This window comes from Kitasatospora sp. NPDC089913 (assembly GCF_044748625.1).
Lineage (GTDB): Bacteria > Actinomycetota > Actinomycetes > Streptomycetales > Streptomycetaceae > Kitasatospora.
The window spans coordinates 256,266-270,687 of sequence record NZ_JBIVGI010000005.1; the positions used below are offsets into that span (position 1 = coordinate 256,266).

The window sequence follows — 14,422 nt, forward strand, 5'->3', positions numbered from 1 at the left end:
CGGACGAGAACGACCGCAGCCGCCCGATCACGGGGCGGCCCACAACGGGGGATTGGGCTGGTGGACTCCACCGACGAACGGACGACGCACACCGGCGGCCGGCGCGGACGAGGACGCCACAGCAGACTCCTCCCCGAGGCCCCGCACGAGCGGCGGGCGACCCGCAGCCAGTCCCGCAACGCCTCGGCCCGGCGCAACTACCTGGCCTGCGCCGAGGCCACCGGCCCGCTGCGGGACGGCGAGGGCGTCGACACGGTCCGCTACCGCACCGTCTCCTCCCCCGGCGTCAAGGTCGTGCTGACCCTGCTGGTCGCCCTGAACGCGGTGGCCGGCCTGGTGTTCGTCGGCTGGCTGCTGCTGCCCTCGCACATACCCGGGCCGGGCGTCGGCTGGTCCCCGGACTGGCGGATCAACGTCGCCCGGCTCTGCTTCTGCGCCGTGGTCACCGTCGAACTGGTGCGGCTCGTCCAGAACCTCGCGGTCTGGGTGTTCGCCTTCCGCGCCAAGGACCCGATACCCGTCACGGCCCCGCCCGGCCTCAAGGTCGCGGTGCTCACCACCATCGTGCCGTCCAAGGAGCCGATCGAGATCGTCGAGCAGACCCTCGCGGCCATGCTGGAGATCGAGTACGACGGCGAGGTCGACGTCTGGATCCTCGACGAGGGCGACGACGACCGGGTGAAGGCGATGGCCGCCCGGCTCGGCGTGCACCACTTCAGCCGCAAGGGCCGGCCCGAGTACAACCGGGCCGAGGGCGAGTTCCGGGCGAAGACCAAGTCCGGCAACCACAACTCCTGGCGGGCCGAGCACGAGCACAAGTACGACGTGGTGGCCCAGATGGACCCGGACCACGTCCCCCTGGCGTGCTTCCTGGAACGCACCCTCGGCTACTTCCGCGACCCCGACACCGCCTTCGTGGTCGCCCCCCAGGTGTACGGCAACATGTACGACAACTGGGTCGCGCACGGCGCCTCCGTGCAGCAGTACCTCTTCTCCGGCCTGGTCGAGCGCGGCGGCAACGGCATGGACGCCCCGCTGCTGATCGGCACCAACCACCTCTACCGGCCCGCCGCCTGGCAGCAGATCGGCGGCTACCAGGACTCGATCATCGAGGACCACCTGACCAGCATGCGGGTGCAGGCCACCGAGAACCCGGCCACCGGACGCCGCTGGAAGGGCGTCTACACCCCCGACGTGCTGGCCGTGGGCGAGGGCCCGACCTCCTGGACCGACTACTTCAACCAGCAGAAGCGCTGGGCGTTCGGCATCTGGGAGATCCTGCTGAAGACCCGGCTGCGCAAGGGCATCCGGCTGCGGACGCGCCAGCGGGTGCTGTACGGGCTGGTCCAGTTCTACTACCCCAGCGTGGCCGTGACCACCGTCCTGGGCAGCCTCGCCACCGGTGTCTACCTGGCCTGCGGGATCACCTCGATCCAGCTCGACACCGTGCTCTGGGCCTCGCTCTGGGGTGCCAGCATGGGCAGCTGGTTCCTGCTCTGGCTCTGGCTGCGGCGCTTCAACCTGGCCGCCCACGAGCGGCGCGAGATCGGCATGGCCGGCATGGGCCTGGCCCTGTTCGCCGGACCGGTGTACCTCGCGGCCGCGATCGCCGCGCTGCTGCGCCGCCCGCTGGCCTACGCGGTGACCGCCAAGGGCGACCTGCGCAGTGCCGAGCGGCTGTCGACCTTCCGGCTGCACCTGCTGTGGGCCGCCGTCGCGGCCGGACTGCTCGCCGCGAGCTTCACCCTGCACCACGGCATCTGGCTGCTGCGGTTCTGGGCCGGCCTCAGCATGTTCACCGGCATCGCGCCGCCGGTCATCTCCGTCGTCAGCGCGCGCCGGATCGCCCGGGCCGAGCGCCGGGCCGCCGCCGGGCTGCCCGCCCCGCGCCGCGCCGCCGAGGCCGACGACCGTGCCGCGGACGAGACGGACGACGAGGCCGAACCGGTCGGACCCGACAGGCACGGAACAGCCGCGAGAGGCCCCGGGACGGACCCCGAGCGGGAACTCGCGGGGCTGCTGGAGCCGGCCCCGGCCGGCGGCGGCCGGAAGGGCGGTCGCTGATGCTGCGGATCACCGTGCCCCGGATCGTCGGCCTGCTCGCACTCACGCTGCTGGTCAGCTACGCCTTCGTGCTGGCGCCGAAGTACAACGCCCGCCACGCGCCCGAGCCCTACGCCTTCTCCGGCAAGGCGCCGACCGCGATGCCGGACTGGCTGGTCGCCGCACTGGCCGAGCCGGCCCCGACCGCCACCACCGGCGCCGCGGCACCCACCGGCAGCCCCGTCGCGCCCCCCGCGCCCACGCCCGCCCCGACGGGCGGCGAGACCGCGGGCAGCCCCGCCCCGGCGCCCGCCGAACCGTCCCCGGCAGCCCCGGCCCCGGCCCCGTTCCCTGCCCCCGGCGGCGCCTTCATGGGCCTCATGACCAAGGCCGGCCCCTACGACCTCGCCCCGGTCGAGGAGTTCGCGACCGCGGTGAAGCACCAGCCGAACGTGCTGGAGTTCTCCGTCGGCTGGTGGGACAAGCGGTTCGACCGCCGGGTCTTCGACACCGTGGCCGAGCGCGGCATCATGCCGATGGTCGCCTGGGAGCCCTGGGACTTCCACAAGGAGTCCAAGGTCGACAAGCTCCGGGGCGAACAGCCGGACTACGCGCTGAGCCGCATCGTCGGCGGCGAGTTCGACTCCTACATCAAGCAGTGGGCGGAGGGCGTCAAGAGCCTCGGCTACCCGATCGCCCTGCGCTTCGCCCACGAGATGAACGGCTACTGGTACCCGTGGGCCGAGCAGGCCAACGGCAACCGCCGGGGCCAGTACGTGCAGGCCTGGAAGCACGTCCACGACCTCTTCCGGCAGGCCGGCGCGGACAAGGTGGTCTGGGTGTGGAGCCCGAACATCGACTACGAGAACGCCACCCCGCTGGACTCGCTCTACCCCGGTGACGACTACGTCGACTGGATCGGGCTGTCCGGCTACTACGGCACCGTCGGCCTGGAGAAGTACGCCTCCTTCGAGCAGATCTTCGAACCGACGCTGAAGAAGCTGAGGACCTTCAGCCAGAAGCCCGTGGTGATCACCGAGACCGCCGCCACCGACAGCTCCGGCCAGAAGGCCCGCTGGATCACCGAGATGTTCGAGCAGCTCCCCCGGCACCCGGACATCATCGGCCTGATCTGGTACGAGGCGGTCAAGGAGGTCGACTGGCGGGTCACCGCGTCCGGCGCGGCCAGTGCGGCGTACGCGGCCGGCGTCGCCGCACCCCGGTACGCCGGGCAGTGGAGCGTCCGCTCGCAGCCGCTGCTCACCGTGCCGCCGCCCCCGCCGCCCGCCGCTCCGCCCGCCGTCACCCCCTCGCCGTCGGCCCCGGCGGCGCCCTCGCCGAGCGCCAAGCCGACCGGCGGTACCGGCACCAAGCCCTCCGGGGCGCCCGTCCCGACCCGGAAGCCGACCGCCACCAAGCCGCGCAGCTCCCCGGCGGCCGACGCCGGATAGCCCCGGCCGACCGCGGGCCCGACCCACCGCGGGCCCGTCCGCCCGCGGGAGGCCGCCGGGCACCGGCCGGCCCGTACACCGAACACCAGTACCCGGAACACCGGTACCGGAACACCAGTCCCCGTTGGGAGGCGAAGAGCATGGTCCGCCCGTTCCTGCCCGGCCCCGGGCGTCCCCGGCCGCGCGCCTGGTGGTGGCTCGCGCCCACCGCCCTCCTGGTGCTCTGCCTGTGCGCCGTGCTGATCCCGCGCGAGAGCGCCCCCTCGACCGCCGCCGTCGCCCCGCCGCCGCCCCCGCTGAGCTCGGCCGAGCCGGGCGAGCTGTGCTCCACCGCGCAGAACCGCTACCCCTCGCAGCCGGTCGACTCCGGGCGCTACGTCATCAACCCCAACGAGTGGAACGCCACCGGCGGCCTGTGCGTGCACGGCGGCAGCGACAGCGCCGCCTTCACGGTCACCCGCAGCGCCGTCGCCCGCGGCAACCTCACCGACCCGGCCCGCGGCCCCGGCGCCTACCCCCACATCAGCACCCCGCTCGGCGGCGACGGCGTCAGCCCGCTGCCCATCGCCGTCGACGACCTGCGGTACGCCACCAGCACCTGGCGCACCACCCAGGTGGACGGCGGCGTCTGGAACGCCTCCTACGACCTCTGGTACAGCACCACCCGGGGCAGCTGCTCGTTCACCGAGAGCGCCGAGGTGATGATCTGGCTGCGCGGCAACGGCACCTCGCCGTTCGGCAAGCAGTCCGGCGAGCTGCGCAGCGGCGGCCAGGCCTACCGGGTGTACGAGGCGCCGAAGAAGAGCAGCCACACCCTGATCACCTACGAGGCGGCCTCCGCCACCAACGTCGTCACCGACCTCGACCTGCGCGCCTTCACCCGCGACGCGGTCCAGCGCGGCTACGTCCCGGCCGGCTCGTACCTGTGCGCCGTCCAGGCCGGCTTCGAGATCTGGGAGGGCGGCGCGGGCCTCGGCACCGACACGTTCTCGTTCGAGGTCGCCGCGGGCCGTCCCAGCGGCGCGATCACCTCCGCGGTGCCCGGCTACTGCCTGGACAGCCGGGTGGCGGGCGATCCGGCCGCGATCGGCGCCGCCACCTGCGACGGCTCCCCGGCGCAGAGCTGGACCATGGGCGAGGACGGCTCGGTGAGCCAGGCCGGACGCTGTCTGGAGGACCCCGACATCGGGTTCCCGGTCCTCACCGGCTGCACCCGCAGACCCGACCAGCGGTGGCGGGCCAACGACGCCGGGCAGCTGCTCAACGAGGACTCCGGGAAGTGCCTGGAGAACCCCGCGACGGGCCCCACGGGCACCGGGAACGGCCCCCAGGTGCGGATGAGGCTGTGCGCCGCCAAGCCCGCCCAGGAGTGGCACAGGCCGCTCTGAGGGGCGCCGAAAGCCCCCGCAGCCTATCGCACCCGACCCGCGACACGCAGCGCCGCGACACTACATGTGGTGCTTCGTCGGACGAGCGCCACTAGATGTATGCTCACTCCTGCTGTCGAAGCAGGGGAACCCGGTGTGAATCCGGGACTGCCCCGCAGCGGTGTGCGGCCGCCTCCCCCGGGAGCCCGCGAGTCCGAGTACCTGCCGACAGCGTGCCGGCGCCTCCCCGCAGAGGCCATGCGCACCAGCACCAATTTCCGGGCCTCGCGGGCGGGCCGGGGACGAATCGCGCGCGGCGCCCACGGGCTCGCGCGGCGTACTCCCCTGCCCCGAACGGTCCGGTCCCCGATCCACCTCCGTCGACCGCCGCCAGGAGAGAAGCGCCTTGACCACCGCTGCCTCAGTCGTCCTGCCCGCCCAGGGTTCCAGCTCCGTCCCCGCCGACCCGACGGTCGCCGACCCCGGCGGTTCGCTCCTGCGGCTTCTCACCGACCGCAGCGCCGACCTCCCCCAGGTGGACCCCGGTCACGTCGCCGCCGCCGCGCTCCGCGGCCGCCACGCCGGCTCCGACTTCGCCGAGCTGCGCGGCCTCGCCGTCGACGCCGCCGCGTCGATGATCGCCGAGGACCCGCAGTACTCGAAGCTCGCGGCCCGGCTGCTCGCGCTGGAGATCGTCGACGAGGCGGCGACCCAGGGCGTGGTCTCCTTCTCCACCTCGATCGCCGTCGGCCACGCCGAGGGCCTGATCGGTGACACCACCGCCGCCTTCGTCGCCAAGCACACCGCCACCCTGGACGCGCTGGTCGACACCAAGGGCGACGACCGGTTCGAGTACTTCGGCCTGCGCACCGTCCAGAGCCGCTACCTGCTGCGCCACCCGATCACCCGCAAGGTCGTCGAGACCCCCCAGTACTTCCTGCTCCGTGTCGCCTGTGGCCTGGCGGTCGGCGACACCGAGCAGTCGGTCCGCGAGGTCGCCGAGCTGTACCGCCTGATGAGCCGGCTGGAGTACCTGACCTCCTCGCCGACCCTCTTCAACTCCGGCACCCGGCACCCGCAGATGTCCAGCTGCTACCTGCTGGACTCGCCGCTGGACAACCTGGACTCGATCTACTCCCGCTACGCGCAGATCGCCCGGCTGTCCAAGCACGCCGGCGGCATCGGCCTGTCCTACTCCCGGATCCGCTCCCGCGGCTCGCTGATCCGCGGCACCAACGGCAAGTCCAACGGCATCGTGCCGTTCCTGCGCACCCTCGACTCCTCGGTCGCCGCCGTCAACCAGGGCGGCCGCCGCAAGGGCGCGGCCTGCGTCTACCTGGAGACCTGGCACGCGGACATCGAGGAGTTCCTCGAGCTGCGCGACAACACCGGTGAGGAGGCGCGCCGCACCCACAACCTGAACCTGGCGCACTGGATCCCGGACGAGTTCATGCGCCGGGTGAACGCCAACGCCGACTGGTCGCTGTTCTCCCCCGCCGACGTGCCCGAGCTGGTCGACCTGTGGGGCGCCGAGTTCGACGAGGCGTACCTGAAGGCCGAGCTGGCCGGCAAGGCCGTCCGCACCATCCCCGCACAGACCCTCTACGCCCGGATGATGCGCACCCTGGCGCAGACCGGCAACGGCTGGATGACCTTCAAGGACGCCTCCAACCGCGCCGCCAACCAGACCGCGCTGCCGGGCCGCACGGTGCACAGCTCCAACCTCTGCACCGAGATCCTCGAGGTCACCGACGACTCCGAGACCGCGGTCTGCAACCTCGGCTCGGTCAACCTCGGCGCCCACGTCGCCGCCGGTGCCACCGCCGCCGACCTGCTGAACGCGATGGACTGGGACCGGCTGGACGCGACCGTCCGCACCGCCGTCACCTTCCTCGACCGCGTGGTGGACATCAACTTCTACCCGACCCCCGAGGCCGGCGCCTCCAACAACCGCTGGCGCCCGGTCGGCCTCGGCGTGATGGGCCTGCAGGACGTCTTCTTCCAGCTGCGGATCGACTTCGACTCCGCCGAGGCGAAGACCCTGTCGACCCTCATCTCCGAGCGCATCATGCTCACCGCCTACGAGCGCTCCGCCGACCTGGCCGAGCAGCTGGGCCGGCACGAGGCGTACGACGAGACCCGCGCCGCCCGCGGCGAGCTGCACATCGACCACTTCCCGACCGCCGCGCCGGAGTGGGCCGACCGCTGGAACGCGCTGCGCGCCCGCATCGCCACCACCGGCCTGCGCAACTCGCTGCTGCTCGCGATCGCGCCGACCGCGACCATCGCGTCCATCGCCGGCGTCTACGAGTGCATCGAGCCGCAGGTGTCCAACCTGTTCAAGCGCGAGACCCTGAGCGGTGAGTTCCTCCAGGTCAACCCGTACCTGGTGCGCGACCTCAAGGAGCTCGGCGTCTGGGACCAGCAGACCCGGGACTCGCTGCGCGACGCCAACGGCTCCGTGCAGGAGCTCGGCTGGCTGCCCGCCGAGGTGCGTTCGCTGTACCGCACCGCCTGGGAGCTGCCGCAGCGCGCGCTGATCGACCTGGCGGCCGCCCGGATGCCGTACATCGACCAGAGCCAGTCGCTGAACCTGTTCATGGCCGCGCCGACCATCGGCAAGCTCAGCTCGATGTACGCCTACGCGTGGAAGGTCGGTCTGAAGACCACCTACTACCTGCGCTCGCGTCCGGCCACCCGGATCGCCCAGGCCGCGTCGGGTGCCGCCCGCGCCGCCGCGCCGGTGCCGGTGAACACCCCGACCATGACCCCGGAGGAGGAGGCCGCACTGGCCTGCTCCCTGGAGAACCCCGAGTCCTGCGAGGCCTGCCAGTAATGTCCGACGACCGCGAGAAGATGCTGCTCGACCCCGGGTTCGAGCTGACCCTGCGCCCGATGCGCTACCCGTCGTTCTACGACCGGTACCGCGACGCCATCAAGAACACCTGGACGGTGGAGGAGGTGGACCTGCACTCGGACGTCGCCGACCTGGCGAAGCTGAGTGAGGGCGAGCGGCACATGATCGGCCGGCTGGTGGCGTTCTTCGCGACCGGCGACTCGATCGTGTCGAACAACGTGGTGCTGAGCCTGTACAAGCACATCAACTCCCCGGAGGCGCGGCTCTACCTGAGCCGTCAGCTGTTCGAGGAGGCCGTGCACGTCCAGTTCTACCTGACGCTGCTGGACACCTACCTTCCGGACCCGGAGGACCGCAACGCGGCCTTCGCCGCGGTGGAGAACATCCCCTCCATCCACCAGAAGGCGCAGTTCTGCTTCAAGTACATGAACGCGGTCGACCACATCGACTCGCTGCAGACCAAGGACGACCGGCGGGCGTTCCTGCTGAACCTGATCTGCTTCGCGGCGTGCGTGGAGGGTCTGTTCTTCTACGGCGCGTTCGCGTACGTGTACTGGTTCCGGAGCCGGGGCCTGCTGCACGGTCTCGCGACCGGGACCAACTGGGTGTTCCGCGACGAGTCCATGCACATGGACTTCGCGATGTCGGTGGTCGACACCGTGCGCGAGGAGGAGCCGGACCTCTTCGACGAGAAGATGGCCCAGCAGGTGACGGAGATGCTGGAGGAGGCCGTCGAGGCCGAGCTCCAGTTCGCCCAGGACCTGTGCGGCGACGGTCTGCCGGGCATGAACACCGCGTCGATGCGGGAGTACCTGCAGGCGGTGGCCGACCAGCGTCTGGCGCGGCTGGGGATGCCGATCCGGTACGGATCGACGAACCCGTTCGGCTTCATGGAGCTCCAGAATGTCCAGGAGCTGACCAACTTCTTCGAGCGCCGGGTGTCGGCGTACCAGGTCGCGGTCGAGGGCTCGGTCGCCTTCGACGACGACTTCTAAAGGCAGAAGAAGAGGACAGAAGGAACAGACAGAGGTGCCCCGCCCGGCGCGAAGCCGGGCGGGGCACCTCTGTTGTGTCAGCCGGTCGGAAACTCCCCACCCTTGACCCCAGCGAGGAACGAGGACCAGGCAGCGGCTCCGAACACCAGCGCCGGGCCCTCCGGATCCTTCGAGTCACGGACTGCCATTGCGCTGAGTGCCGGCTGCTGGACCTCCACGCACTCATTGGCCTGTGCGCTGTAGCTGCTCCTGTACCAATTCTGAACAGCGGCTTCCGGTACGGTCATTGCGCTCACCACCTCTCGCGTGCCCCGCCCGGACCACCGGGCGGGGCGCATCAGTTGGATCACCCGAACGGGAGGACCGCAGTGCTGCGCCGCATCAGGGCCCGCGCGTACGCGAACGCCCCACCGTCCAGGGCGCGGTAGTTGAGCACGGGATCGCCCGCCGTGACCAGGGCGGTCGCACATCCCCCGCACCACGGCCGGGGCGGGTCCACGTCCAGGTCCTCGATGACCGCCTCAGCGGTGCGGCACTCCGCGCAGATCGGCATACCGCCGGCCCTCCTCGCCACCCGTGGCTCCACTGCCCGGCAGGCTACCGGGCAACCGGACACGGCAGGGCGGGATCGTGCAAGCAGCACCCGAACGGGACGGAGGCCGGTGCGGGATCGCTCCCGCACCGGCCTCCGTCCAACAACCTTCGGGCCCCTAGTTGTTCGGGACGGTCGCGTAGCGCGGGGTGCCCTCGCCCATCTGCTTGAGCGCGTCCTTGCGGTCGCGCTTCGACAGCTTGTCGATGTAGAGGAAGCCGTACAGGTGGTCGGTCTCGTGCTGGAGGCAGCGGGCGAAGAAGCCGGTGCCCTCGACGCGGATCGGGTTGCCGTCCTTGTCCTGGCCGGTCACCGCCGCGTACTCGGGGCGCGGCAGCTCGGCGTAGGCGGTCGGCACCGACAGGCAGCCCTCGTTGCCGTCGTCCAGGACCCGCTGGCGGTCCTTGGGGAACTCCTCCAGCACCGGGTTGATCACGTGCCCGATGTGGCGCACGCCCTCGTCGTCCGGGCAGTCGTAGACGAAGACCTTGAGGTCCACACCGATCTGGTTGGCGGCCAGGCCCACGCCCTCCGCCGCGTACATCGACTGGAACATGTCGTCGATCAGCGCGGACAGCTCGGCGTCGAACGCCGTCACGTCCTTGACCTCGCGGTGCAGCACCGGGTTGCCGAAGACCGTGATCGGGCGCGCGGTGCCCTTGGTCAGGTCCGGCTCCGCTCCGACCACCTTCGCGGGCGCCTCGGGCGCCGCCCCCTCCACGTCGTGCTCGTGCTCGTGGTCGTGCTGCTCGGCCATGTCTTCCGCTTCCATAGGTCTACGCGTACCTCACCAGGGTACTCAGCACACCTCTTCGAGATCCCGGTAAGCCCGGGTCCCGGGGGCGGCCGCCGCCCAGCGGTCCAGCAGGGTGCGCACCAGGTGCGCCGGCGCGGCGATCCCGCACTCGCGTTCGGCCAGCCAGGACATCCCGCCCGCGCCCGGGGTCAGGTGGCTGAGGTGGCCCGGGTGCGCGGCGTCGCCGTCGTCGTGCGGGTCGTGGTGGGCGGTGTGCCCGTCGTCGGTGGCCATCCGGCTCTCCGAACAGGCCCGGCAGAGCAGCCGCACCGAGGACGTCCAGTCCTCGGCCGCGTAGCCGGCGTCCGCGACCAGCCGCTCCAGCGCGTCCCGGTCCGCCTCGGTCGCCGCCTGGAGCAGTACCACGTAGGTCGGCACCGGCGACGGCGCCCACAGCTCGATCTCGTCGAACACCGGGTACGCCACCCCGTCGGTGACCCGCTCCCCGTGCGGGGCGCCGTCGTGCAGCACGACCTCGCCCCAGCGTCTGCCGGAGGAGGGCAGCGGGATCGACAGCACCTCGATCCGGGCCGGGTCCAGCCGCCGGCCCCACACCACCTCGGACTCGCCCTCGGGGGAGAGCCGCACCGGGGTGGTGCCCAGGTCCAGGCTGACCGGGCCGTCGCCGTGGGTGCCCTGGCCGCCCGGCAGCTTCAGCCCGTACGCCTGCCAGGACCGGCGGGCCAGCGGCCAGTCCTGGAGCGCGGTCGCGGTGATGCCGAGGTTCCACCAGTCGGGTGCGCCCTGTTCGCGGTCGAGCAGCGCCACCGCCCGGAGGCCGGCCGCCCGGGCCTGCTCCCAGTCGCGGCGGAACTTGTGCAGCAGCGCCAGGTTGAACCACGAGTCGGAGAGCCACGGTTCCAGGTCGGCCGCCATGACCAGCAGCGCGCCGGCGTCCTCGTAGCGTCCGTCGCCGATCAGCGTGAATGCCCGGTCGGTCGTCTGCCGCCAGGTGGCGGACGGCCGGTGCCGTGCCCGGTGGAAGATCCTCACGTTCGTCCCTGCCGTCGTCGTCCGCTCAAGTCCGGTGTCCGTTCCCGTGTCCGCTCCCGCGCCACGGGCCCGGTGTCCCGGGTCGGTTTTCCACGCTACGACCGCATCCAACCACGACGGCCACTGCCCGCGCTCCCCACCGCCGAGGTTGCCCGTAACCGACCCCCACCCCAGCCTGCCCGCCGCGCCCCGGCTCCTCAACCCCGGGCCGCACCGGTCGGGCCCGGGCTCCGGCCCGCCCCGCGCCCTCCCTGTGCACGCCCCGCGCCCTCCCCACGCACACCGCGAGCCCGCCGTGACGACGCCGGACGGGCGCGCGCGGACGCCCACGAGCGCCCCCGCGACGCCCGCCACCGCCCGCCGGGTCCTCAGCCGCGCACCCGGACCAGCGCGTCCACCACCCGGGCGTCGTACAGCCGCCCCCGCCCCAGCCGCAGCGCCTCCAGCACCTCCAGCCGGCCCACGGCCTCCCCCAGCCCGCGCCCCCGCGCCGCCGTCAGCAGGTCGTCGTGCGCGTTCGCCACCCGGATGATCCGCGCCGCCAGCGGCACCGCCCGCCCGCCGCCCTCCGGCCCGGGGTGCGGATCGGCCAGCCGGGCGACCTGTTCGGCCACCTGCCGGGGCACCCCGGTGCGCCGGATCACCTCACTGCCCAGCCGGGCGATCCGCTGCTGCTCCGCGTCCGGCAGCAGCGCCGTCGCCCCGCCGGGCACCGGCTCCACCAGCGACAGCTGCCCCACGTCGTGCATCAGCGCCGCGTACTCCAGCAGGGCCAGCTCCCGGGTGCCCAGGCCCAGCTCCCGGCCGACCGCGCAGGCCGTGTCGGCCACCCGGCGGGCGTGCCCCGGCGGGGTGTAGCCCGCCACCTCGGTGGCCTTGGCCAGGCTGGCGATGGTCTGCCCGGTGGTGGCCCGGACCGCCGCCGCCCGCCGGAACGACACCTGTGCCAGCAGCAGCGGCGCGCAGAACAGCGGCAGCGCCCACAGGCCCACCTCCCCGGCGGCCAGGCTGACCAGCATCCCGGTGGCGGCGATCGCCGAGCCGATCCCGAACAGCGAGCGCAGCTCGTCCTCCAGCCCGGCCGGGAACCGCAGCCCGCTGCGGGCCCGCCGCAGCACCGCCGCCAGCACCGCGTCGCACAGTGCGGCGAGCGCGGCCACGGCGGTCAGGAAGGCCCCGTAGGCCGGGCCGTCGGCGGAGAACCGGTCCACCACCCCGCTGTTGTAGAGCGGCTGGAACACGGCGGCCGCGAACGCCGCCCCGAGCAGCCGCCGCGCCGCGCCGTCCCGGCGGGCCCGCTCCCGCCACGGCGCCCGCACCCGTCGGCGGACCCCGTGCCTGGGCCCCAGCAGCGGCGCCAGCGCCCCGGGCAGCAGCGCCAGCAGCAGGCCCGCGCCGGTCACCGCCACCACCTGGAGCACCCCGTGCCCGGTCGGCAGCCCGCGCAGCGGACCGAGCAGCGCGTAGGCCAGCGCCCCCGCAGCCCCGATCGGCGCCTGTTCACGATCGCCCGGAAGGGTGATCCGGACGCACTCGCCGAGCGTGATCAGCGTCAGGAACGCCAGCGCCACCCCCGGCGCGGACAGCCCCCGCACCGCGACCGCGCCGAGGGACGCGGCCAGCAGCGCGAGCGCCGCGCCGTGCACCGCGCACACCACCCCGGCGCATCCCTCGGAGTCCCCGCCGCGCCCGGCGACCGCCGTCGGCTCCGCGCCCCGTCGCGCGCTCACGACGGTCCGGCCGTCGGCACGGAGCCGCCGCCCTGGGCGGGCACTCCGCGCGGCGCGGCCCGGGCCGGCTCGGGAACGCCCAGCGGGATGTCCGGCACCGCCCCGATCGTGTCGGGCGGCGGCAGCACCGGCTGCCAGTCGTGCACGGCCAGCGCGTCGACCAGCGCCCGCACCATCACCGGGTCGAACTGGCTGCCCGAGCAGCGCTCCAGCTCGGCGACCGCCTCGGTGACCGGCCGACCGCGCCGGTAGGAGCGGGTGGAGGTCATCGAGTCGAAGGCGTCGGCGACCGAGATGATCCGGGCGAACTCCGGGATCTGCTCCCCCGCCAGCCCGCTCGGGTAGCCGCGGCCGTCCATCCGCTCGTGGTGGTGCAGGATCCCCGCGTGCGCCTCGCCGAGGAAGGCGATCCCGCGCACCAGCTCGTAGCCGTGCACCGGGTGCACCTCGACCGCCCGCCGCTCGGCCTCGGTGAGGGGACCGTTTCTGCGCAGCAGTTCGGTGGCGACGCCGAGCTTGCCGACGTCGTGCAGGACGCCCGCGTACCGCAGCGTCCGCAGCCGCTCGGCCTCCATGCCGAGCTGACCGGCGATCAGCACCGAGGCCCGGCCGACCCGTTCGCTGTGGCCCCGGGTGTAGGCGTCCTTGATCTCCACCGCCTGGACCAGGGCCTGGACGGTGGCCTGGTGGGCGTCGCGCTCCCGGTGCCCCTGGGCGAACACCCAGGCCGAGATGGACAGCGGCAGCAGGGCCAGCAACGCCGCGAACGCACCGTACGGCCCCTGCCAGAGCACCGCCACCATCAGCCCGCCGGCCGCGTGCACCAGCACCGGCAGACCGGGGACGGCGGCCGCCCGGCGGTGGGCCGGGGGGCGGTGCGCCGAGGGCCGCCGGGGGCCCTCGGCCAGCAGCCGCATGACGCCCACCAGAACCCCGTTGACCAGGCAGAACGCGGCGAGCGCGGCACACCCGGGCAGCAGCGCGGCGGGGAACCGGGAACCGAGCAGCAGCTGCGGACCGGCCAGCAGGTGGAACACCACCGAGGCCGCGAAGGCCGACAGCGCGAGCTGCGAGCCGTTCCACACCTGCCGGCGGCGGCAGGTCGGCTCGGCGGCGCCGAGCAGGGCGGCCGGGGCCGCGACCAGTGCGGCGGCGGCCGGCGGCAGCATCAGCACCCCGGCGAACAGCACCGGGAAGAAGGCGTTGACGTCGGGCCGGGCCGGCGGGCGGCCGGCCGGCTGCGGACGGCGCAGCAGCAGCCGGACCAGACGCAGGCAGGGGCTGGGCAGCCCCTGGGCCAGCGACTCCCAGCAGCCGTGCAGGAAGGCCAGCAGTCCGACCTTCGGCCAGTCCACCGGGGCACCCAGCCAGTGCGGCCCGGCCGGCGGCGCGGGGAACGGCAGCAGCGGCAGCAGACAGCAGAGCGCCGCGACCGGCACCGCCACGAGGTAGCCCGCGGCGCCCCGCGGCAGGTCCGCGTCCACGCTGTCGGTAGCGATCTCGACCTCCCCGCGTCCTGGCCCGCGCCGTCCTGGCCCGTCGGCCGGTCGCACGCCGGAGGGGCGGCGGTCGGGTGACGGTGAGCGTCCGTCAGGAGG

The 14,422-nt window shown here is 73.3% G+C and carries 11 protein-coding genes and 1 riboswitch; of the genes, 5 read left to right on the forward strand and 6 right to left on the reverse strand.

Annotated features, from left to right (window positions below):
* Positions 1-60: 60 nt before the first annotated feature.
* The 5 genes from ACIPYS_RS10925 to ACIPYS_RS10945 all read left to right on the forward strand — a co-directional run bounded on the left by ACIPYS_RS10925 (position 61) and on the right by ACIPYS_RS10945 (position 8,713).
* Entirely contained in the window at positions 61-2,064 is a 2,004-nt protein-coding gene (locus ACIPYS_RS10925) for a glycosyltransferase family 2 protein (protein ID WP_400745369.1), read from the forward strand.
* Positions 2,064-3,494 (forward strand): glycoside hydrolase family 26 protein, encoded by a 1,431-nt coding sequence (locus ACIPYS_RS10930; protein ID WP_400745370.1) that lies wholly within the window; start codon positions 2,064-2,066, stop codon positions 3,492-3,494. Before ACIPYS_RS10925 ends, ACIPYS_RS10930 begins: the two co-directional genes overlap by 1 nt.
* A 140-nt stretch (positions 3,495-3,634) precedes the next feature.
* Positions 3,635-4,882, forward strand: coding sequence for a ricin-type beta-trefoil lectin domain protein (locus ACIPYS_RS10935; RefSeq protein ID WP_400745372.1), 1,248 nt, complete (start codon positions 3,635-3,637; stop codon positions 4,880-4,882).
* A gap of 61 nt (positions 4,883-4,943) precedes the next feature.
* A riboswitch (cobalamin riboswitch) is annotated at positions 4,944-5,106 on the forward strand.
* 161 nt (positions 5,107-5,267) lie between these two features.
* Entirely contained in the window at positions 5,268-7,697 is a 2,430-nt protein-coding gene (locus ACIPYS_RS10940; RefSeq protein ID WP_400745374.1) for a ribonucleoside-diphosphate reductase subunit alpha, read from the forward strand.
* Entirely contained in the window at positions 7,697-8,713 is a 1,017-nt protein-coding gene (locus tag ACIPYS_RS10945; RefSeq protein ID WP_093860600.1) for a ribonucleotide-diphosphate reductase subunit beta, read from the forward strand. Before ACIPYS_RS10940 ends, ACIPYS_RS10945 begins: the two co-directional genes overlap by 1 nt.
* A gap of 77 nt (positions 8,714-8,790) precedes the next feature.
* Here the strand turns inward: ACIPYS_RS10945 and ACIPYS_RS10950 are convergent, their stop codons facing one another.
* From ACIPYS_RS10950 to ACIPYS_RS10975, 6 genes are all read right to left on the reverse strand, one after another.
* Positions 8,791-9,051, reverse strand: coding sequence for a DUF397 domain-containing protein (locus ACIPYS_RS10950; RefSeq protein WP_400745475.1), 261 nt, complete (start codon positions 9,049-9,051; stop codon positions 8,791-8,793).
* Positions 9,052-9,059: 8 nt separating this feature from the next.
* Positions 9,060-9,266: a hypothetical protein gene (locus ACIPYS_RS10955; protein ID WP_400745376.1), complete on the reverse strand. Its 207-nt coding sequence runs from the start codon at positions 9,264-9,266 to the stop codon at positions 9,060-9,062.
* Positions 9,267-9,423: 157 nt separating this feature from the next.
* Positions 9,424-10,062 (reverse strand): peptide deformylase, encoded by a 639-nt coding sequence (gene def / locus ACIPYS_RS10960; RefSeq protein WP_093860608.1) that lies wholly within the window; start codon positions 10,060-10,062, stop codon positions 9,424-9,426.
* 42 nt (positions 10,063-10,104) lie between these two features.
* Positions 10,105-11,094, reverse strand: coding sequence for a hypothetical protein (locus tag ACIPYS_RS10965; protein ID WP_093860609.1), 990 nt, complete (start codon positions 11,092-11,094; stop codon positions 10,105-10,107).
* Positions 11,095-11,462: 368 nt separating this feature from the next.
* The gene (locus ACIPYS_RS10970; protein ID WP_400745477.1) at positions 11,463-12,740 is read right to left on the reverse strand and encodes an HD-GYP domain-containing protein; all 1,278 of its coding nucleotides are present in this window, start codon (positions 12,738-12,740) and stop codon (positions 11,463-11,465) included.
* An 80-nt stretch (positions 12,741-12,820) separates the two neighbouring features.
* Complete coding sequence (locus ACIPYS_RS10975; RefSeq protein ID WP_231978588.1) at positions 12,821-14,308, reverse strand: HD-GYP domain-containing protein; 1,488 nt, start codon at positions 14,306-14,308, stop codon at positions 12,821-12,823.
* Positions 14,309-14,422: the final 114 nt, after the last annotated feature.

What these genes read in the sequence shown, in the direction of transcription:
- ACIPYS_RS10945 (WP_093860600.1), top strand. Translation starts at nt 7,697, where the DNA reads ATGTCCGACGACCGCGAGAAGATGCTGCTCGACCCCGGGTTCGAGCTG.
- ACIPYS_RS10955 (WP_400745376.1), bottom strand. Translation starts at nt 9,266, where the DNA reads ATGCCGATCTGCGCGGAGTGCCGCACCGCTGAGGCGGTCATCGAGGAC.
- ACIPYS_RS10950 (WP_400745475.1), bottom strand. Translation starts at nt 9,051, where the DNA reads ATGCGCCCCGCCCGGTGGTCCGGGCGGGGCACGCGAGAGGTGGTGAGC.
- ACIPYS_RS10935 (WP_400745372.1), top strand. Translation starts at nt 3,635, where the DNA reads ATGGTCCGCCCGTTCCTGCCCGGCCCCGGGCGTCCCCGGCCGCGCGCC.
- def (WP_093860608.1), bottom strand. Translation starts at nt 10,062, where the DNA reads ATGGCCGAGCAGCACGACCACGAGCACGAGCACGACGTGGAGGGGGCG.
- ACIPYS_RS10930 (WP_400745370.1), top strand. Translation starts at nt 2,064, where the DNA reads ATGCTGCGGATCACCGTGCCCCGGATCGTCGGCCTGCTCGCACTCACG.